Raw genomic sequence first — 19,568 nt, forward strand, 5'->3', positions numbered from 1 at the left:
ATGAGGGATACGTCATGCAAAAGCACCTGATGAGATCGAGGAAGTTCGCGCCGCTGTTCTGGACGCAGTTCCTCACCGCCTTTAACGATAATTTTCTCAAGCAGACTCTGGTCTTCGTCATCCTCGCGCAGATGGCGACAGAGGGTGCGGCGCTGGTGACGCTTGCCGGCGGCATCTTCATCGTGCCGTTTCTGCTCCTGTCGGCGATTGCCGGTGAGCTGGCGGACAAATACGACAAGGCCAAGATGGCGGAGCTTTTGAAGCGCTGCGAGCTTGGCGTGGCGGCGATCTCGGTCGTCGGCATCGCCTTTTCGTCCATCTGGATCCTGATGCTTGCCCTCTTCGGCTTCGGTGTGATTTCCTCGCTCTTCGGACCGATCAAATACGGCATCCTGCCCGATCACCTGCAAAGCCGGGATCTGCCCAAGGCGAATGCCTGGATCGAGGGCGGCACCTTCATCGCCATTCTCACCGGCACCATGATCGCAGCGGTCGCCTTCCGCGAGGGTGAGAATGTCTGGATCTTCGGCCCGATGATGATGGGGCTTTCCATCCTTTGCTGGTTCGCCGCGCGCATGATCCCGTCCACCGGTTCCAAGGCGCCGGATCTGGTCGTCGACACCAATGTCGTGCGTTCCAGCTACAGGCTGGTCAACGAACTTCGCGCCGATAGCCGCATCTGGCGAGCCTCGCTGATGAACTGCTGGTTCTGGTTCGTCGGCGCCTTCATCATGTCGATGCTGCCGGTCATGGTGACCGACATTCTCGGCGGTTCGGAAATCGTCGTTCCCGCCTATCTGGCGATCTTCGCCGTGTCCGTCGCCATCGGCTCGGCCATTGCCGGATGGATGGCCGCGGGCCGCATCGTGCTGCTTCCCGCACCGATCGGCATGCTGATCGTCGCGCTCTTCGGCCTCGATCTCGCCTGGAACCTGTGGGGTCTGCAGTCGACGTCGCATGCCGAAACCATTCTCGCCTTCTTCGCCGGGCCGAAGACCATTCGCGTCGCCATCGATCTCGCCGGCATGGCGATCGGCGGTGCCTTCCTGGCCGTCCCGACCTTCTCGGCGATGCAGAGCTGGGCGCATGAGGATCGTCGCGCCCGCGTCATCGGCGCAGCCAACGTGCTGTCGGCCCTCTTCATTGCCGTCGGCCTGGCGCTCGTGGCCGTCCTGCAGGCCGTCGGCCTGTCGGTTCCGGTGGTCATTCTCAGCATCTCCGTGCTCAACGTCGCGATCGCCTGGCTCATGCTGAAGATGCTGCCGACCAATGCCTTCCGCGATCTCATCTCCATCATCTTCCGCGCCTTCATGCGGCTGGAAGTCGAGGGCCTTGAAAATATCCGCAAGGCCGGGCCTGCGCCGATCATCGCGCTCAACCATGTGAGCCTGCTCGACGGCGCCCTGGCACTTGCCATCACCGAGGAAGAGCCCGTCTTTGCGATCGACTATGCCTTCGCCAAGAAATGGTGGGTGCGGCCGCTTCTCACGAAGTGCAAGTTCCTGCCGCTCGACCCCACGAAGCCGATGGCGACGCGCTCGCTGATCAAGGTGATCCAGGACGGCAGCCCCGTCGGCATCTTTCCCGAGGGTCGCCTGACCGTCACGGGCACGCTGATGAAGGTCTATGACGGGGCCGCCATGGTCGCCGACAAGACCGGCGCGATGATCGTGCCGGTTCGCATCGACGGTCTCGAAAAGAGTTACGCCTCCTATCTGACGTCGAGCCATGTTCGCCGCCGTCTCTTCCCCAAGGTCAAGGTGACAATCCTCGAGCCGGTCAAGCTCGACGTTCCTGCCGAACTCAAGGGCAGGAAGCGGCGCATCGCCGCCGGTGCCGCCCTCTATCAGATCATGTCGACGCTGATGTTCCGCACCGCCGACACCGACAACACCGTGCTTGGCCGCGTCATCGAAAGCGCCCACGAATATGGCGGCAAGAAGCTCGCCGTCGAGGATCCGATTGCCGGCAAGCTATCCTATGCCAAGCTCCTGACCGGTGCTGCGGTGCTGGGCGCGAAGTTCCGGAAGATGTTCCCGAACGAGAAGACGCTGGGCGTCATGCTGCCGAACGCCAACGGCACCGCCGCGACCGTGCTTGGCGTCATGTCGGCGGGCAAGGTTCCGGCCATGCTGAACTTCACGGCGGGTGCCGCCAATATCCTATCCGCCTGCCGGACGGCAGAGGTCGAGCATGTGCTCTGCTCGCGCGCCTTCATCACCCAGGCAAAGCTCGGCCCCGTGGTCGAGGAGCTGGAAAAGCACGTGACGTTCGTCTGGCTGGATGAGCTGCGCACGCAGGTCACCTTCCTCGACAAGATCGTCGGCCTTATCCGCAAGTACCGGCCGCTGGTGAAGCGCAGTGCCGACGATCCGGCCGTCATCCTCTTCACCTCCGGTTCCGAAGGTGCGCCGAAGGGCGTGGTGCTGAGCCACCGCAATATTCTATCGAACGCAGCCCAGGCCGCCTCGCGCATCGATTTCCACCCCGGCGACAAAGTGTTCAACATCCTGCCGATGTTCCACTCTTTCGGCCTGACGGCGGGCACCATCCTGCCGCTGGTCTCGGGCGTGCCGGTGTTCTTCTATCCGTCGCCGCTGCACTATCGCATCGTGCCGGAGCTGATCTACGTCTCGAATGCGACCATCGTCTTCGGCACGGATACGTTCCTGAACGGCTATGCGCGCAGCGCTCATCCCTATGACCTGAGATCGATCCGCTATATCTTCTCTGGCGCCGAGCCGGTGAAGGCATCGACCCGCGAGGCCTATATGGAGAAATTCGGCCTGCGCATCCTCGAAGGCTATGGCGTGACCGAGGCCGCTCCGGTGATCTCGCTGAATACGCCGATGTACAACCGCTCCGGAACGGTCGGCAAGATCATGCCAGGCATGGAATGGAAGCTTGAGCCGGTTCCCGGCATCGACGAGGGCGGCCGTCTGCTCATCCGCGGCGCCAACGTCATGGCCGGCTACCTGCGCGCCGATAATCCCGGCGTCCTCGAGCCGCTGCCGGAGGGCTGGCACGACACCGGCGATATCGTCACCATCGACGAGGATGGTTTCGTCAAGATCCGCGGCCGTGCCAAGCGCTTTGCCAAGATCGGCGGCGAGATGATTTCGCTTGCCGCGGTGGAGACCCTTGCCGCGCAGCTCTGGCCCGGTGCATTGAGCGTCGTCTCGGCCGTGCCCGATGCCAAGAAGGGGGAGCGTTTGGTGCTTCTGACCGATGCACCGGGTGCGACCCGAAGCGATTTCCTGGCATTCGCGAAATCGAAGGGCGCCACGGAAATGATGGTTCCCGCCGACGTGACCGTCGGCAAGGTGCCGGTCCTCGGCTCCGGCAAGATCGATTTCGTAACGGCCCGCGCCATGGCCTTGGAAGCTCAGTCGCAATCACAGGCGGCGTAAGCTTCTGCTCCTGAACAAGAAAGCGGTCGGCGGTTGGAGCCATCGACCGCTTTCTCTTGTCGACATTAGATCCTCTACAGACTGCTTCATCTCCGTTTCAGGAGATATGCGGCAGAATGATCTGAAAGATCGTGCCACCCTTGCTGCTCTCCAGCAGCTCGATGCCGCCGCCATGCGAGGCGAGCATCGCCCGCACGATACCGAGGCCCATGCCCGTGCCATTGTCGCGAACTTAGATCGTCATCCGTCGCCCATTGCCGCCCGTCCTGATCGCAAGGGTCATGGCGCCATTCTGAAAGGCGTTCTCCGCCAGATTGGCGAGTTAAGTTCGAAAGTCGAATTCATCGGCACTGTGCGGGTGCCGAACAACAATTGCTTCGGGTGCGCTAATCTTGGCCAGGATTAATTCGAGCTTTTTGCGATGGATGTCCCAAAACGGGGCAGTTACTTGTGGAATTTAACCTTCTGTTTTCCAGCTTCCGGTCCCCCTATGGATTGCCGGTTTGAAAATCGATTTGTTGTCGGCGCTGTCGTATTCACCCCTGACGACAGCCGGGAGTCTCGGAGGCGGCCCCTCGGCTGCGGCCGAGATTCCCGTCAGAGGATACCAATACCGGTCAGCCGGCGCCCAAAAGGGTGAGAGGGCGGCTTGGAAATATTGGGGCGTATCGGAATCCAGCCATTCGCCATAGTCGTGGATTGGATTGCCGGGGATGGCATCATAGAGGTCCGCAATAGGCTTTCCTCGCCGCTTATTCACGCTTTATCATAGAGGCTGATGTCATAACCGAAGGCTCGACGAGAGGAATACTTCAGGAATGCATGAGCGAGGCGCAGGAAACGGCAGATGAGAATTACGACGATTACGAATTGGGCCTACGGCATTACCGTCGTCCTGACCGTGCTGTCTGCCGTGGCCTTCATTCTGTCGGCCCGAAGCGCCGTGCAGGAAAGGCAGGCAGTGGAGCAGCATCTGCTGTTGACCAGCATGGGCGAGGAGCTTGCGCTCGCGGCGGAAGAGACGACGGACGAGGCTCGTCTCTACGTCATGCGTGGGGAGGCGAGGCATCTTGATGCTTTCACGGTCGACGAAGGCGAAGAGCGGCGGCGCGATGCCGCGATCAACGCCCTGCGCGGCTCCGGGATTCCCGACGCCGAACTGCAGGTCGTCGGGCAGGTGGCAGCCAACGCGGAAGCGCTCGCTAAGATCGAGGAAGCGGCGGTTGCTGCCTATACCGGTGGAAATCAGACAGGTGCACGCGACACCCTGTTCGGCGCGGAGCATGAACGCATCCAGATGGCGCTCCTCAGCGGTGTGAGCCAATTTCGCGCCATGGCAACAGCCCGCACCGAAGCGGCTGTCCGCGGCACGCAGGCACGCAGCGATCTCTGGGCCGATGTCGCCAAGGTGATGCTTGCCTTCACGGCAGCGGTGTTTCTCGGCGTGCTTTATTTCGTCCTGCGGCGCCGGGTTGCGCTGCCGCTGATCCGCATGACCGGCATCGTCAACCGTTTGGCCAAGCAGGACTATGCCGTCGAAGTGCCGCCCGACCGCCGCCGTGATGAAATCGGTGAGATGAACGACGCCATACAGATCTTCCGCGAGAACGGCCTGGAGCGCAACCGGCTGGACGCCGAGCGCAAGCGGGACCTGGAGACGAAGGATCTCATCCTGCAGATGATGCACCGCCTGCAGGCCTGCTACGCTCAGAACGAGCTTGCCGAAGTGGTCGCGCTGTTCGTGCCGCAGATCTTTCCGGGCATCGCCGGATGCCTCTATACGATGAACGAGAGCAGGACGGCGCTAACGGAAGTCAGCCGGTGGCTGGAGCCGGCCCATACCGAGCTTTCTTTCTCCGCTTCGGCCTGCTGGGGGCTTCGGCGCGGCCGGCCGCATGTCAGTCATGTCGCGGATAATGATATTCCCTGCCAGCATTTGGATGGTTCCGGCGTGCCCGGCCTTTGCGTTCCCTTGACAGCGCTCGGCGAGGCGATCGGCCTGCTTTATTTCGAAGATCGATCGAAGGACGCGACCGCGGCCGACGCGCCGCGGCTTTACCTGGAACTGATTGCCGAAAATATCGGCCTTGCCATCGCAAACCTGCAGCTGCGCGACAGGCTGATCAATCTTGCCGTGCGCGACGCGCTGACGGGTCTGCTCAACAGGCGCTCGCTGGATGAGATGCTGAACAATCTTTACCGGGATCATTCAGCCCGCACGGTCATCTGCATGATGATCGACATCGATCACTTCAAACGCTTCAACGACGAGTTCGGCCACGATGCCGGCGACGAAGTGCTGCGCCATGTCGGGCAGATCGTCGCCGATACGGTTGCCGAGACCGGCACGGTCTATCGTTTCGGCGGAGAGGAACTGACGGTCATCGCCACCGACATGGCCGACGAAGCGGGCTTCGTGCTCGCCGAGCGACTGCGCGCGCGCGTCTTCGCCACACCGTTTTCCTATCGCGCACGCATCGTCGGACCGCTCTCCGTTTCCGTTGGCATCGCCTCATCCCCGGCTTCCGGACCTGCCAAGACACTGATCAATCGTGCCGACGGCGCTTTGCTGAAGGCCAAGCTCGACGGACGCAACAGGACGGTGGCGGCCTTTGCGATGGAACCAGAGGAGGAATTGAAGAGAGGGCAGAGCTGATTTTAAAGGGCGCGAATATCACGCCGAAATCCGGTTTTGCCGCCTTGTCGAATGCGCGTCTCGATTGTAGCTTGAGGCCGGAAATCGCATAAATGGAGGGCGCGATTTATGGGAATGACGCGGAATGCTTCGGATAGCGAGACCCTGCAGTCGGTAGGCTTCGATCCGGCCCTTCACCGCAAGTTTGCGGCTGGCATCGAATCCGGCTTGCTGCGTGATCTGCATGTCGTACTCGCCGCTCGTTCCCAGCAGATCTTCATGGAGTATTACGGCGTCGGTTCCGATGAAAATTGGGGCACGCCGCTCGACAGCGTCGCATTCGATGCGGACACGCTGCACGATCTCCGCTCGGTGACCAAGAGCATAGTCAGCCTCCTTTACGGCATCGCGCTGGACAAGGGATTGGTGCCGCCGCTGGATGCACCTCTTTACGAGCAATTTCCGGACTATAACGATCTCGCCAAGGATGCCGTACGCGCCAAGATCACCATCGGGCATGCACTGACGATGACGCTGGGGATGGAGTGGGACGAGGATCGTCCCTACACCGACCCGTTGAACAGCGAAATAGCCATGGAAAACGCGCCGGATCGCTATCGCTTCGTTCTGGAGCGCCCGATGGTCGCAGAGCCGGGAACACGTTGGATTTATTCCGGCGGCAGTGTCGCATTGGTCGGCGCCATCATCGAGCGGGGCACCGGCCAGCGCTTGCCTGATTTCGCGCGAACCGCCCTCTTCGAGCCGCTGGATATTACAAAGTTCCACTGGTCGACGGGATATGACGGCGTGGCGTCGCCCGCGTCCGGATTGCGCCTGACGGCCCCAGATTTGCTGAAGGTCGGCATGCTGCTTCTGCAAAATGGTGTCTGGAACGGCCAGAGGATCGTTTCGGAAGAATGGATCGCGCGATCCTTCACGCCGGCCATTTCGACCGGCGACGGTTTGCACTATGGCATGCTGTGGTTTTGCGGGGATGCGCCCGCGCCGGCGTTTGCCAATCCACGCCCTTGGCATGCGGGCTTCGGGAACGGCGGTCAAAGGCTCTGGCTGATGCCCGATGCGGGAATTGCCGCCGTCATCTATTCCGGCAAATATAATGCATGGGATGCCTGGATAACGCCCACGCGTGTCTGGCGCGAGATCATCCTCGCCAACTTCCTGAAAGCCTGAAGAGTGGTTTCGCCAAAAGACAGGTTTCCCGAGCTTTTGACGGAGCGGCTGCGGCTTCGCGAAGCAAGCATGGAGGATCGCGGCGACTTCCATGCGTTGATTTCGATTCCGGAAGTCACGCGGTTCTCGAACTGGGTCGATGCGCCGAAAATGCCGCAGATCGAGCGCTCCTTGCGATGGATGATCAAAATCTTTCCCAAAGGAACAGGCTGTTCATGGATTATCGAAGATCGGGTTTCCGGCCAGTTGCTCGGCGCGATCCGCTTCAACAGTATCGACCGGCGCGCCAGGTGTGCCGAACTCGGATACGAGCTGCATCCCTCCGCCTGGGGCAAAGGACTCATGAGTGAGGCGGCAAAGGCCGTCGTTCGATGCGGCTTTGACGTTTTTTCCCTCAATCGCATCGAAGCCTGGACGCTGCCGGGAAACACCGCCTCCGATCGGGTTCTTGAAAAGGCAGGGTTCCAATATGAGGGCACGCTGCGCCAGAAGGCGCGGTTCAAAGAGGCCTTCCATGATTTCCGCATGTTCGGCTGCCTGGCGGGCGACCGGTAGAGATCGTCCTGTCAGAATAGCCTAGCCGGTTTCGCTCGCTCTATCGGCCGTGAATTGGCCGATTGGATCAATCGATTGGCCGCAGCCAGCCACGATAGTGAACGACCGGGCCGATGAACGGCAAAGCGATCGACACGTCGAAATGAAATCGATCGTTCTGCGCCCACTCATGAGCCGTGCTTCGGGGTGCAAGAAGGAGCGGCAGCCGGATGCGGAGGAACGACCAGCGCCGTATCTCCATGCTGAGCCTGTTGCCGCGCGGCAGAAGGTCGAATGCGAAGCGGAAGGGGCCGAAGCGCTCGACAAGCCGTTCGTTTTCCTCGCTCAGACGGCTGGAGAAACACTGACCGGAAAAATCCCGGGTCCATTGCTCGATCCCATTGCGTTCCTCAAAGGATACATGCAGCGCGTGTTTTCCAGCTGCGGGGAAGCCGAACAATTTCGCGGTCAGCCGGGCAGCAAGCGATCGCCCACGGATCACGACAGCCTCGCCCTTGGCGCCGCCATCTCCGAAGACGTCGTGCATGGTGCGCACTGGCTCGGACAGATGCGCGAACGCGGAACCCATGACACGCTGATAGAGCGGCGTGTAGAGCGCTTCCGTTGTTTCCTCGCCGATCGTCATATCGCGAAACAAGGTTCGAAAATCATCGAGGGACAGAAGCCCGCCTGCATGACGGGCGCCGGGCGAAAGCCGGTTATCGCGCAGCGCGCGGGCCAGCAATTGCGCCGGAAGGGTGGGAATTTCCACGCCGTCGCCGTTTTCGGCGATGAGCGTCCAGCGACGGGCTTGCATGGCGCCTTGCGCGATCCCCTTGATGTCGATGGTTACAGCAGAGCGCGCCGTGCCAAGCTTCGCCGTCGTGCTCTGCAGTGGCAGCAGAAAGCGGCCGATCTTCCTGAGCGATGTCAGCCAACCCCAGGCGACCGGCCAGGACAGCAGCCAGAGCGCCAGCGTCTGAAATGCAAATTCAGGCCCGGCCCGAAAAATGACGCTGGGGCGCCCGATAGCGCTATCGACCAGCAGATCGTGATCCGGCACATCGGCAAGCGCCACCAGCCGGCGCAGAGGGCGGTGGCCGGCGACCACATAGGTCTCGCACCTTAGCATGTGCCAGCCGGTCGCGTCCTGCCAGCGCCGTCCGCGCCAGAGCCGCACCGGCTTGCCGACGTAGCTCAGGATCGCCGCTGCGACTGAGGCGCCGGCGGTCGCGCGATTGGATGCACTGATCGACATGTCGATCGAGCGGACCGCCTGCATGCCCTTGCCGAGCTCCGTCACGACGGCACTCGACAAAGCCGGCACGCTCGATGCGCCGGAGATCACAGTGACGCCCTGAGCCTTGGCCTGTGCGTCGAGCGACCCGATCGCGCCGACGAAATCGCGCGCGTCGGCAAGATCGATGTAATGGACACCCGCCTTTATGCAGGCCCGCGCGACGCGGTCGTCGCTTTGCTGGAAGGGACCGGCCGCATCGATGAGCAGGAATGGCTTGTGCTCGTCGAGGATCGCAGCCATATCGCCGTTGCGGTCGGCCCGGAGCGCCCGAGCGTTGGGCAATTGAGCGGCGAGCGCCTTTGCCGCCTCAAGGTTACGCCCGGCAACCAGCACGTCGAAACCGTCGCCGGCAAGGCGCCGGGACAGGCGCGCGCCGAAGCCGCCATAACCGCCGAGAACGAGGATCTTTCTCAAAGAATGCGGCTCGCCTGTTCAGGTGTCGGCACCCAGCATGTCTCGCGCTTGCCGAAGATGCGGTAGCGATTGCGGGCAAGCCAATGATAGATCGGGTCGCGCAGCATGCCGGGTACAAGGCGCAAGAGGGAAATTGCCTTCCAGGGCCAGCCGAGGCCGGCATAGATCGAAAGCACCGCGTCGCTGTCTCGCAGCACCTTTGCCCCATCGACGATGATCCGGCTGTCCGGATTGGCGGGGTCTATCCCGCAGCGGCGATAAAGAGCAGCGCCGGTTTCATTCTGCATGGAGGCGAGGCGGAAGCGGCCGATGCGGTCGTGGCGAAGCACGAACTGAGCGTTGGCGGTACAGAGGACGCACATGGCGTCGAAGACGATGATCGGCCCTTGGGATTCGCTGATATTGCTTTTGCACATGCTGGCGTCGCGTTTTTCCGCCCCCGGTTTGTTCGCAGCTTTGTCCGGTTGAGCGGCCGTCGTCAATTGCCCGTTTCGGGGTGCTGCCATGCCAAACCAACACAAGAGCGTGAGGTTTGTGTCGCAGAGAGCAGGTTGTGGAGAGGGGCGGGACAAACAGGACCATCGAGCTGCCCCGCCGGCATGCGGCCCGATCTTGATGACCGGGCCGAATTTCCGTCAGAAAAGGGGCTTAGCGATAGCGCCAGCCGCCGTGCCACCGCTCGCGATGTAGCCAGTAGCGATGCCCGTCCCAGTAGCCGCGGCCGGGATAAAAGATACCCACCACCGGACCAGCCGGTACGACAACGACCGGCCGTCCATTCGGGCGGCAATAGCCGTAGGGGCCGCGATGGAAGCCGATGCCGCATCCGTCGCGAGCCTCGGCCGGCGAGATCGCGGCGAAGCAGGCAGTCGCTGCAAAAGCCAGCAAGATGATCTTTTTCATGATGTCCTCATTCGTCCTAGAAGAGCTTGACGCTGTTATCCCTTCAGCGCTTAAACGGCCGAGATCGGTAAATCCGTCGCTGCGTTTCGATCATTTTGCATTCACATGAGGAAAACAGGCATTTGCAGTGCGCAAGCCTACAAGCCACGCCGAGGAGCTGTGCCTGCTGCGGGATCAGGGCTGGATTTCAAAGATTTGGGATGCGGCCGGACTGTGACGGACATGTCTTTTCCGCGGGTGCCACCTTTTTTCCGATCATCGGCATACGCCGTATCAAAGTGCGCAGGACGGCCAGGATCGCCTTATACTGCTCTCCAGGACACAGGCGGCCATCGGAATCATAGGCAAAGAGCAGACGGCGCCGCGCGAATGCATGCGCCAGCCACAGGGCGAAGGCGACGCCGACGCCCCAGCCCATCAGCGTGTCGCTTGCCCAATGGGCGCCGACCCATTGGCGCGACAGGCAGATCAGGACGCCGACAGGCATGAAGACGGGGCGAAGGCGGGGGAAGACGAGCGCCAGCGACATCGCCATGGCGCCGGCCGTTGCCGAGTGTCCGGAAGGAAAGGATGCGAAGTCGGCGTGAAAGGCAAAGGGTTGAAAATAAAAGGCGCCATTCGTCTGCAGCAGTTCCGGTCTGGCGCGGCCGATAATGTTCTTGGCGAGCGAAGCGACAATGCCGCCGCCGGCGACGGCCAGGAAGACGAATGCCGTGGCAGTGGCGATGAGATCTGTGCCGGTTCGCACCGATTTGCGCAATTTGTGTGCGGGCGCGAGGATGGCGAACATCAGCAGGGCGCCGCTGAACGAAAGCACGAGCAACCCCGTGCCGAGGCTGCTGATCCATTTCGCCATTCCGCGCAGCTGCTCGGGGAACGACTTCATCCAGAGGCCGAGAGGGTAGTCTGAAGTCACCATCACGAGCAATGATAGGACAAGGAAGATGGCGATGATGGCGATAGGGCGTTCGAGAAATGCACGATTTTCGGGAGGCGCGACGGCAGGCGCTCTGAAGAAGCATCGAAGGCCGCCGGTTACGCGTCTGCGACAGGTTTTCGCAGAATGCCCCAGCGCTTCTTTCATGACCTCCTGTTTCCGCTGCCATGCCTGCATGAAGCCGACTTCCCATTGCTGTCGATCATTCGCTCATGGAGCCGGGCTCACCAATCGCCTTCAGCTCCGCTTCCCTTGGAAAAAGCTGCTACAACAACACGCTGACAGCCGCCTGAAGGCCGCGCGGCGCTGAAAAAGACTTTGTCGCCAACGAGGTAGCGGCGGAATTTCGCAGTCGCCCTCGCAAAGCGAGGGGAGGATTGCCTCAACCGCCTTTTTTAGCGACAATCAAGGCAGCGTTCGGTGGGAGGAGCCAGATGCACGAATATTCCGCGCATGCGGATCAGGTCTATGCGTCCGCGCAATCGGCGGCGGCAAGTTCTTCGGTAGTGGCTTCCTGGCGGCGCTGCATGACCATGCATCGTCTCGCGCCGGAGGATCAGCGTTTGCCGATGCGCCTGGCCGGTCAGGAGTTCCAGGTGGCATTGGAGCGGTCGCAGCGGCTGGTTGCCGAAGCTTCGAACGAACTGGATCGTCTTTTCCTTGCGGTCGGCAAGGCCGGTTGCTGCCTGCTGCTGACCGATCGTGACGGCATCGCGCTCGAACGCCGTGGTGCTGCCGGCGACGACAAGGAATTCCACGATCTGGGCCTATGGACCGGCTCCGTCTGGACCGAGGCTAGCATCGGCACCAATGGTATCGGCACGGCGCTTGCCGACGAGCGGGCCGTGGCGATCTTTCGCGATCAGCACTTCTTTTCCTCCAACATCAATCTCAGCTGCACGACCGCTCCGATCCGCGATCATCGCGGCCAGCTTGCCGGCGCTCTCGACATTTCCTCCTGCCGCGACGATATCAACGACGCGACCCTGGCGATCCTGTCGCAGACCGTGCGGGACGCGGCGGTGCGCATCGAGCTCAATCTCTTCCGCGGCGCCTTTGCAGGCGCCCGCTTCGTCATGGTGCCGACGGATACGGCTTCCACTTCTGCGCTGCTCGCGGTCGATCGCAACGATCTCGTGCTCGGTGCGACACGGGCAGCCCGTCTTGCCCTGCGGCTCGACGATCACCGTATCGCTGCGGGAATTCCCGCGTCCGATATTCTGCGCGAGCAGGGCGCCGGGAGTGAGGATCTCCTGGAGGCAGAACGTGCCGCCCTGCTCAGGGCGCTTTCCCGCGCCAATGGCAATGTCTCCCAGGCAGCCGCGGCGCTCGGCATGAGCCGCTCGACGCTGCATCGAAAGATGAACCGGCTCAATCTGCACTGAATTGCCGATAGAGGTACATTCCCAGGGGCACGTGTCGCAGAGTTGCGACACTGTGCGCCGCAGCACGTAAGGTCGCCCCTATCGCCGGTGGCCATATGCACGCAGACTTTTCCCATTGGGTTCGTTGACCGGACCCGCCGACCAAGGGAGGATGGCATGCTGCATCAGAAGATCGTCGAATCTCCGTTCAAGCTGAAATATGGCAACTATATCGGCGGCGAGTGGCGCGAGCCGATCGCCGGCAGGTATTTCGACAACCTCACGCCGATCACCGGCGCCAAGATCTGCGAGATACCGCGTTCCGACGAAAAGGATATCAACGCCGCCCTCGATGCCGCCCATGCGGCAAAGGATAAATGGGGCCGGACCTCCGTCACCGAGCGTTCCAACATCCTGATGAAGATCGCCCAGCGCATGGAAGACAAGCTGGAAGTGCTGGCGCAGGCGGAAAGCTGGGACAATGGCAAGCCGATCCGCGAAACCATGGCGGCCGACATCCCGCTCGCCATCGATCACTTCCGCTACTTCGCTTCGTGCATCCGCGCCCAGGAGGGCTCGATCGGCGAAATCGATCACGATACCGTCGCCTACCACTTCCATGAGCCGCTCGGCGTCGTCGGGCAGATCATTCCCTGGAACTTCCCGATCCTGATGGCGGCCTGGAAGCTTGCGCCGGCGCTCGCAGCCGGCAATTGCGTCGTCATCAAGCCGGCCGAGCAGACACCCGCCTCGCTGCTGGTCTGGGCGGAGCTCATCGGCGATCTTCTGCCGGCGGGTGTGCTCAACATCGTCAACGGCTTCGGCCTGGAGGCCGGTAAGCCGCTGGCGACCAGCCCGCGTATCGCCAAGATCGCCTTTACCGGCGAGACGACGACGGGCCGGCTCATCATGCAATATGCCAGTCAGAACCTGATCCCCGTGACGCTCGAACTCGGCGGCAAATCGCCGAACATTTTCTTTGCCGATGTCGCTGCCGAGGACGATGATTTCTTCGACAAGGCGCTCGAAGGCTTTGCGATGTTCGCGCTTAACCAGGGCGAAGTCTGCACATGCCCCAGCCGCGCGCTGATCCAGGAATCGGTCTACGACCGCTTCATGGAGCGGGCCGTCAAACGCGTGGAAGCCATCAAGCAGGGTAATCCGCTCGACCCCGCAACCATGATCGGCGCCCAGGCTTCGAGCGAGCAGATGGAGAAAATCCTCTCCTATCTCGATATCGGCAGGCAGGAAGGCGCCGAAGTGCTGACGGGCGGCGCGCGCTCTGATCTCGGTGGCGAATTGTCGAGCGGCTACTACATCAAGCCGACCATCTTCAGGGGCCACAACAAGATGCGTGTGTTCCAGGAGGAAATCTTCGGCCCTGTCGTATCGGTGACCACCTTCAAGGACGAGAAGGAAGCACTCGAAATCGCCAACGATACGCTCTACGGCCTTGGCGCCGGCGTTTGGACCCGCGACGGTAACCGCGCCTATCGCTTCGGCCGCGAAATCCAGGCCGGACGCGTCTGGACGAATTGCTATCATGCCTATCCGGCGCATGCGGCCTTCGGCGGCTACAAGCAGTCGGGCATCGGGCGCGAGACGCACAAGATGATGCTCGATCACTATCAGCAGACCAAGAATATGCTGGTCAGCTACAGCCCGAAAGCGCTCGGCTTCTTCTGAGACCTCCCAACGAAGCCATTGAGGCTCCCAGCGGCAGCTGGGGGCCTTCAGGTATTCGCATATCGAGGAGGGAGGATCATCATGGACGATAGTGGATCGGAGCCTCGGGTGCTTGCGACCGGCAAGGCGCTCGAGCTCATCCGCGAGATACAGAAGGAGCATCCCGATATCCTTTTTCATCAGTCGGGCGGGTGCTGCGACGGCTCGTCGCCGATGTGCTATCCGGCTGATGAGTTCATGATCGGCGATAATGACGTGAAACTCGGCGAGATCGGCGGCGTGCCCGTCTATATCAGCGGTAGCCAGTTCGAGGCGTGGAAGCATACGCAGCTCATCATCGATGTCGTGCCGGGGCGTGGCGGCATGTTCTCGCTCGACAATGGGCGGGAGAGGCGGTTTCTCACACGGTCGCGCCTTTTTGGCGGCGGCGAAGCCTGTACAATCCCGGACATCAGCCATCCGCCGAGGCAGTAAGCAGGGTCATAAACGGCGTGTAGTATTCTCTTAATACCCCCGCCGCCCGGCGTTTTGCTAGAGTGTCGTCTGTTGGTTTTGAGGGAGGAAGACAATGCCGGCAGCAAAGATCCTGATGATCACGGGTGATTTAACCGAAAACTACGAAACCATGGTGCCGTTCCAGACGCTGCTTGCCTGTGGTTATACGGTCCATGCCGTTTGCCCGGGCAAGAATGCCGGCGAGACAGTGGCAACGGCCATCCATGATTTCGAAGGCGATCAGACCTATTCCGAGAAGCGCGGCCATAATTTTGCGTTGAACGCCACCTTCGCCAGCATCCGCGCCGAGGATTACGACGCGCTCGTCATTCCGGGCGGCCGGGCGCCGGAATATCTGCGCCTGAACCCCGACGTCATCAATGCCGTTCAGCACTTCTTCGAGGCAGACAAGCCGGTTGCCGCCATTTGCCACGGGGCGCAATTGCTGACCGCAGCTGGTGTCCTCAAGGGGCGCACCTGCTCGGCCTATCCCGCCTGCCGCCCGGAAGTGGAGCTCGCCGGCGGCATATATGCCGATATCGCCATCAACGACGCCGTCGCCGACGGCAATCTCGTGACAGCGCCGGCCTGGCCGGCGCATCCGGCATGGCTGCGCCACTTCATGGCCGTGCTCGATGCCAACGCTTTGTCGGAAGCCAACGCCGCCTGAAACTGAAGGGGACACGCATGTGCGAATTGTTCATCAAGGCCGATGCCAGGCCATGGGAAAGCACCACGCGCTCCCTGCGCATCGACGGCATGGTGACCAGCGTGAGATTGGAAAACTTCTTCTGGTCGAAGCTGGAGGAAATCGCCCGGCGCGACGGTATGAACGTGGTGCAGCTGATTACGAAGCTGCACCATGAATCAATCGATGCCGGCCATGATCTCGGTAATTTTACCTCGTTCCTGCGTGTCTGCTGCGCGCGCTATCTCGACCTGCAGCTTGCCGGCGACATTTCGAGCGATCTTTCCCAGCCCATTGCCGGTGTCGACGCGCCTGCCATTCTTGGACGGGAACGGCTGAAATATCATTGATCGCATCGCGAGGCCGGCGTCCGCGTTGCAGGGCACTTGCTAAGTGCCGAGTGTCGATCGGACGTCGGATTGGCTTTGCGCTGGGATGCAACTTATGGAGAAGTCATCATGGACATTTATATCCTGGGTTATCCAAGCTTTAACTAACCTCTGGTAGTGCTGATCGTATAGACTATCGCATGAGGCATAGAGCTTTGCGCCAGGTCTCCATGAAGGGGAGGTTGAGCGTTGCGAGGATTCGCTATGACTTCCATCCCCAACACGCCGTCAGTGGCGTTGGTCATCCTTCAACGGCTGACGCCACCGGCACTGCGGCACCGCAGCGGGCACAATCGGGCACCGACAGCTTAATTGCGGTGGCAACCGGTCAGGCAAATATGGTGAGCGTCTCCAGGCAACCGACCCCTGCGCAGTCGAAAGTCTCCGAGGCCATGTTCAGCATGAGCGGGAATAGTATTGCGAAACAGAAGCTCGATCTTATCGAGCGCACGGGCAAGGCTCTTGGCATCGAGCGGAGCAGTTATGCGTCCATGGATGATTTTGTCGCGGCGATGAAAAAAGCCTTTGGCGAGATAAAGGTACAGCCGGGCGGAATGGGGGCTATCCACGGGCTGGAAAAGGAACTTGGTCTCGACAAGCTCGGTCTATCGCTTGAGGACGTCATCAACAGCGCCACGGATGGTGGCGACAATGACAAGGTGACCCGCGCGTTCGAAAAGCGGTCGCATAAGGACAAAGATAAGAAAGACGATACCGAGACGGACGATGGCAGCAAGACAACGCAGGAGGTGGTGGTCGATCAAGTTGCCGCTGGCCTATATGGTCTCCTGTCCTTTAGCTGATTTAAAGCGACCCGCTTGTCCTGTGGTATTTGAGGCAACCAGCCTACCTCTAATAAGTTCGGCGACCGCACCCGCGGCGGTTTCCATGTAGCTTAGATCGCGATGAAGCAGCACGACGGCAAACGAACCGTCGAGAAGCAGCATGATCTGGCGTGCGGGCGGTAAAGCATTATCGCTTGCTCCAGCCTCCGTAAGCACCGAGCCTAGCCAGTCCTCGACACGCTCGCCTGGCTGCGGGAAGGCCGCAATCCTTGGCCTTCCCGCGCGCTCCTGTCGGAGAATTCCTCGCACCCTTGAAAGCTTAGTCCCGCGTGGCAAGCGATCAGCGGATCAGCGACCGACCATTATCCGAATTCCCGAATTGTAAAATCGAAAATTGCGGCTTAATTCCTTTATTCGACGATCTTACATACCACATCGGATATGTATCGGCTTGCGCCGGCTGGGGGATAATGCATGCATCTTGGTGATTATGCCGCGCTCGGGCATTCGGAGTTGCGCGTCAGCCCGCTTGCCCTCGGAACCATGACTTTCGATGAGGATTTTGCCTGGCATTCGCGCGACAAGGCTGAGGTGATTCTTGATCGCTACCTTGATCTCGGCGGCAATTATATCGACACTGGCAACGGCGACGTAAAAGCGGGTGGCCAGACGGTTGTCGGCAATTACTTTGCGCAGAACTCGATCAGGCGCGATCGGCTTGTCATTGCTGCCAGGTTCAACGCGGATCGGAACGGCCAAGCATCTGGCCGCAAAGCCGTGATAAATGGCTTCGAACAGGCCCTGCGGCGGCTTCGTACGGACTATCTTGACCTCTATTGGCTGAACAATTGGGACATACAGGCTCCGCTGGAGGAGATACTCGCGGCGCTGCATGATCTCGTCCAATCGGGAAAACTGCGCTATTTCGGCATCTCCGATGCACCGGCCTGGAAGGTGGCGCATGCACATCTGCTCGCACAATCCAACGGCTGGCCGCCGTTCATCGGTCTGCAGATTGAATATTCGCTCGCCGCGCGCCTGTTTGAGGTCGAGCTCATTCCGATGGCGCGGGGATTGGGGCTCGGCGTCGTATCGCATTCGCCGTTAAACGGCGGGCTCATCAGCGGCAAGTATACGCGCACAGACAATGCACGGCTGAGGTCGGGTCAGGCTGCGCAATTGGCGCAGACGCCCGGCGAGGAGGATTTCGAAATCGTCGATGCCCTGATCCGCGTCGCCGGCGAGCTTGGCACCAGCACTGCTCGCGTCGCCCTTGCCTGGGCTATGGCGCGTCCGGCCGTGTCGTCCACCGTTATCGGCGTGCGGAGCATGGAGCAGCTTGACGAGGATATTGGTGCACTCGATGTCTGCCTATCGACAGAGCAGACGGTGACCCTCGATGCGCTAACGATCCCGAGTCATTCGCTTGCCCCATCGCTATTACTGCGCGACGCCGCTCCTGCCAGCGCGTGGATAACGCCCCGGTAAGCGGTCGGCCTTTGATCATTTGCCAATGCCGTCCCTGCCTGCTCACGCGACGGCTTCGCTTATCGATCATTCCTCCTATCTGAGTTGCCAATATCGAGACGAGGAATGGCATGAGCGGGAGGCACGTCGCCGCCACTGAATGTGAACGGGAACGCCCTATCCGGGCCGGTCCTGGCCTCAAAAAGGCTGTTTTCTACTAGTAGTCATGTTCGTTTCTGCTCTACACGCGCAGGCGTTGCCGCCCTACTTCATTGTCATGGCTTCGGGGAATGCCCGCGCTGCTTCTTTTGAAAAAGCTCAAGGAGACAGGAAATGGACAAAAACCGTGTCAAAGGCGCAGTCAGGCAAACAACCGGAAAGCTGAGCCGGAACGCGCTTCGTTGACGCCATGCGGCGGGCAAACACTTGTTCTTGCGACTTGTCGAGGCTTCCGATGCTTTTCCTGGCCAAGCTTTCATCGCTGATGACATCACCGGATCGAGGTGCGACCTGCGCGGCGATCCGGTGCCTGATTGCTTATGCCGAAGGACTCGAAGATTGCCGCATCGAGGTCATCGCCTCGGAGGGGGCCATCGTCCTGTCCGGGGTTGCGCCCTCCGATCAGGCACGTCAGCGAGCCATTGCGATTGCCGGCGAATATGCTGGGACCCGCATCATCAACAACATCGTTATCCAGGCTAATCGCGGATCTTCCATCGAGACCGGGATCGGCTCGTCGAGTTCCCCTGCGCCGTCCGGGCTGACCGCGGCGCTTAAACCGCCGAAGGAGGTGACATGAAAAAGACCATCATTGCGGCCGCGGCCATTGCCGTGGCGTTCGGTTCCGCGGCTTCCGCCGCCAGCAGCCAGCAACACCATCCGAAAAGGCAATCGGCGCAAGTCGCCTCCGAGCCCAGGCAACGCCTTGGAACGCTTTCTTGCGAAGTGGCAGGCGGCGTCGGCATGATCATCGGTTCCAACAAGCAGGTCAGCTGCACCTTCAAACAGCGAACCGGCAAGGTCGAACGCTATACGGGCGCGATCGGCAAGCTCGGGATCGACATCGGCGTGACCCGCAAGACCTATCTGAGCTGGATCGTCATCAACACCGCACCCACGCGCGTCGGCGATGGTGCCCTGGCTGGCACCTATGTCGGTGCATCCGCGGGTGCTTCCGTTGGCCTCGGTCTTGGAGCCAATGCGCTGGTCGGCGGCAATTCCAAGAATTTTGCGCTGCAGCCGCTGAGCGGCGAAGCGGGAACCGGCCTGAATGTCGCAGCCGGCGTTTCCCGCCTGCAATTGCGTCCGGCTAGCTGACGCGGCGATAGCGCTGCCGTATGGAAGCACGCCGTCAACATGATGTCCTCGCT

General features: G+C 61.0%; 18 protein-coding genes. 13 read left to right on the forward strand and 5 right to left on the reverse strand.

Annotated features, from left to right (window positions below; translation table 11 throughout):
* The first annotated feature begins 14 nt into the window (after positions 1-14).
* Positions 15-3,410 (forward strand): acyl-[ACP]--phospholipid O-acyltransferase, encoded by a 3,396-nt coding sequence (locus tag HGP16_RS08100; protein WP_168839492.1) that lies wholly within the window; start codon positions 15-17, stop codon positions 3,408-3,410.
* Between the two features lie 97 nt (positions 3,411-3,507).
* Here the strand turns inward: HGP16_RS08100 and HGP16_RS34660 are convergent, their stop codons facing one another.
* The gene (locus tag HGP16_RS34660) at positions 3,508-3,621 is read right to left on the reverse strand and encodes a hypothetical protein (RefSeq protein WP_409526819.1); all 114 of its coding nucleotides are present in this window, start codon (positions 3,619-3,621) and stop codon (positions 3,508-3,510) included.
* Positions 3,622-4,257: 636 nt separating this feature from the next.
* Between HGP16_RS34660 and HGP16_RS08105 the strand changes: the two genes are divergently transcribed.
* From HGP16_RS08105 to HGP16_RS08115, 3 genes are all read left to right on the forward strand, one after another.
* Positions 4,258-6,066, forward strand: a complete 1,809-nt coding sequence (locus tag HGP16_RS08105; protein ID WP_168839493.1) for a sensor domain-containing diguanylate cyclase — start codon at positions 4,258-4,260, stop codon at positions 6,064-6,066.
* Positions 6,067-6,180: 114 nt separating this feature from the next.
* A complete protein-coding gene (locus HGP16_RS08110) occupies positions 6,181-7,236 on the forward strand; it encodes a serine hydrolase (RefSeq protein ID WP_246703282.1) in 1,056 nt (351 codons plus the stop codon).
* Between the two features lie 3 nt (positions 7,237-7,239).
* A complete protein-coding gene (locus HGP16_RS08115; RefSeq protein WP_168839495.1) occupies positions 7,240-7,791 on the forward strand; it encodes a GNAT family N-acetyltransferase in 552 nt (183 codons plus the stop codon).
* 67 nt (positions 7,792-7,858) lie between these two features.
* On the opposite strand, the gene HGP16_RS08120 is transcribed toward HGP16_RS08115, so the two are convergent.
* The 4 genes from HGP16_RS08120 to HGP16_RS08135 all read right to left on the reverse strand — a co-directional run bounded on the left by HGP16_RS08120 (position 7,859) and on the right by HGP16_RS08135 (position 11,471).
* The gene (locus HGP16_RS08120; RefSeq protein ID WP_168839496.1) at positions 7,859-9,484 is read right to left on the reverse strand and encodes an SDR family oxidoreductase; all 1,626 of its coding nucleotides are present in this window, start codon (positions 9,482-9,484) and stop codon (positions 7,859-7,861) included.
* Positions 9,481-9,900 (reverse strand): thiol-disulfide oxidoreductase DCC family protein, encoded by a 420-nt coding sequence (locus tag HGP16_RS08125; protein ID WP_168839497.1) that lies wholly within the window; start codon positions 9,898-9,900, stop codon positions 9,481-9,483. Before HGP16_RS08125 ends, HGP16_RS08120 begins: the two co-directional genes overlap by 4 nt.
* A 232-nt stretch (positions 9,901-10,132) precedes the next feature.
* A complete protein-coding gene (locus HGP16_RS08130) occupies positions 10,133-10,387 on the reverse strand; it encodes a GCG_CRPN prefix-to-repeats domain-containing protein (RefSeq protein ID WP_168839498.1) in 255 nt (84 codons plus the stop codon).
* 187 nt (positions 10,388-10,574) lie between these two features.
* Positions 10,575-11,471, reverse strand: coding sequence for a phosphatase PAP2 family protein (locus tag HGP16_RS08135; RefSeq protein ID WP_246703281.1), 897 nt, complete (start codon positions 11,469-11,471; stop codon positions 10,575-10,577).
* Between the two features lie 287 nt (positions 11,472-11,758).
* Between HGP16_RS08135 and HGP16_RS08140 the strand changes: the two genes are divergently transcribed.
* The 9 genes from HGP16_RS08140 to HGP16_RS08180 all read left to right on the forward strand — a co-directional run bounded on the left by HGP16_RS08140 (position 11,759) and on the right by HGP16_RS08180 (position 19,515).
* Positions 11,759-12,709 carry a GAF domain-containing protein gene (locus HGP16_RS08140; RefSeq protein ID WP_168839500.1) on the forward strand — a complete coding sequence of 317 codons (951 nt, stop codon included), beginning with the start codon at positions 11,759-11,761 and terminating at the stop codon, positions 12,707-12,709.
* A gap of 156 nt (positions 12,710-12,865) precedes the next feature.
* Positions 12,866-14,374, forward strand: a complete 1,509-nt coding sequence (gene adh / locus HGP16_RS08145; RefSeq protein WP_168839501.1) for an aldehyde dehydrogenase — start codon at positions 12,866-12,868, stop codon at positions 14,372-14,374.
* 81 nt (positions 14,375-14,455) lie between these two features.
* Positions 14,456-14,848 carry a DUF779 domain-containing protein gene (locus tag HGP16_RS08150; RefSeq protein ID WP_168839502.1) on the forward strand — a complete coding sequence of 131 codons (393 nt, stop codon included), beginning with the start codon at positions 14,456-14,458 and terminating at the stop codon, positions 14,846-14,848.
* Between the two features lie 94 nt (positions 14,849-14,942).
* Positions 14,943-15,539, forward strand: a complete 597-nt coding sequence (locus HGP16_RS08155; RefSeq protein ID WP_168839503.1) for a DJ-1/PfpI family protein — start codon at positions 14,943-14,945, stop codon at positions 15,537-15,539.
* A gap of 17 nt (positions 15,540-15,556) precedes the next feature.
* Positions 15,557-15,907, forward strand: coding sequence for a ribbon-helix-helix domain-containing protein (locus HGP16_RS08160; RefSeq protein ID WP_168839504.1), 351 nt, complete (start codon positions 15,557-15,559; stop codon positions 15,905-15,907).
* 194 nt (positions 15,908-16,101) lie between these two features.
* Positions 16,102-16,749, forward strand: a complete 648-nt coding sequence (locus HGP16_RS08165) for a hypothetical protein (RefSeq protein ID WP_168839505.1) — start codon at positions 16,102-16,104, stop codon at positions 16,747-16,749.
* 456 nt (positions 16,750-17,205) lie between these two features.
* Positions 17,206-18,219: an aldo/keto reductase gene (locus tag HGP16_RS08170; protein WP_168839506.1), complete on the forward strand. Its 1,014-nt coding sequence runs from the start codon at positions 17,206-17,208 to the stop codon at positions 18,217-18,219.
* Positions 18,220-18,652: 433 nt separating this feature from the next.
* Positions 18,653-18,997, forward strand: a complete 345-nt coding sequence (locus HGP16_RS08175) for a BON domain-containing protein (protein WP_168839507.1) — start codon at positions 18,653-18,655, stop codon at positions 18,995-18,997.
* Entirely contained in the window at positions 18,994-19,515 is a 522-nt protein-coding gene (locus HGP16_RS08180; RefSeq protein ID WP_168839508.1) for a DUF992 domain-containing protein, read from the forward strand. Before HGP16_RS08175 ends, HGP16_RS08180 begins: the two co-directional genes overlap by 4 nt.
* Positions 19,516-19,568 lie beyond the last annotated feature (53 nt).

Origin of the sequence: Rhizobium sp. P40RR-XXII, assembly GCF_012641405.1 — a bacterium.
Lineage (GTDB): Bacteria > Pseudomonadota > Alphaproteobacteria > Rhizobiales > Rhizobiaceae > Rhizobium.

Bases quoted from the DNA above. Each gene is read 5' to 3' on its own strand.
- HGP16_RS08150 (WP_168839502.1), top strand. From the start codon at position 14,456: ATGGACGATAGTGGATCGGAGCCTCGGGTGCTTGCGACCGGCAAGGCG.
- HGP16_RS08135 (WP_246703281.1), bottom strand. From the start codon at position 11,471: ATGAAAGAAGCGCTGGGGCATTCTGCGAAAACCTGTCGCAGACGCGTA.
- HGP16_RS08140 (WP_168839500.1), top strand. From the start codon at position 11,759: ATGCACGAATATTCCGCGCATGCGGATCAGGTCTATGCGTCCGCGCAA.
- adh (WP_168839501.1), top strand. From the start codon at position 12,866: ATGCTGCATCAGAAGATCGTCGAATCTCCGTTCAAGCTGAAATATGGC.
- HGP16_RS08160 (WP_168839504.1), top strand. From the start codon at position 15,557: ATGTGCGAATTGTTCATCAAGGCCGATGCCAGGCCATGGGAAAGCACC.
- HGP16_RS34660 (WP_409526819.1), bottom strand. From the start codon at position 3,621: ATGGGCCTCGGTATCGTGCGGGCGATGCTCGCCTCGCATGGCGGCGGC.
- HGP16_RS08125 (WP_168839497.1), bottom strand. From the start codon at position 9,900: ATGTGCAAAAGCAATATCAGCGAATCCCAAGGGCCGATCATCGTCTTC.
- HGP16_RS08155 (WP_168839503.1), top strand. From the start codon at position 14,943: ATGCCGGCAGCAAAGATCCTGATGATCACGGGTGATTTAACCGAAAAC.
- HGP16_RS08105 (WP_168839493.1), top strand. From the start codon at position 4,258: ATGAGAATTACGACGATTACGAATTGGGCCTACGGCATTACCGTCGTC.
- HGP16_RS08170 (WP_168839506.1), top strand. From the start codon at position 17,206: ATGCATCTTGGTGATTATGCCGCGCTCGGGCATTCGGAGTTGCGCGTC.
- HGP16_RS08175 (WP_168839507.1), top strand. From the start codon at position 18,653: ATGCTTTTCCTGGCCAAGCTTTCATCGCTGATGACATCACCGGATCGA.
- HGP16_RS08130 (WP_168839498.1), bottom strand. From the start codon at position 10,387: ATGAAAAAGATCATCTTGCTGGCTTTTGCAGCGACTGCCTGCTTCGCC.
- HGP16_RS08100 (WP_168839492.1), top strand. From the start codon at position 15: ATGCAAAAGCACCTGATGAGATCGAGGAAGTTCGCGCCGCTGTTCTGG.
- HGP16_RS08180 (WP_168839508.1), top strand. From the start codon at position 18,994: ATGAAAAAGACCATCATTGCGGCCGCGGCCATTGCCGTGGCGTTCGGT.
- HGP16_RS08110 (WP_246703282.1), top strand. From the start codon at position 6,181: ATGACGCGGAATGCTTCGGATAGCGAGACCCTGCAGTCGGTAGGCTTC.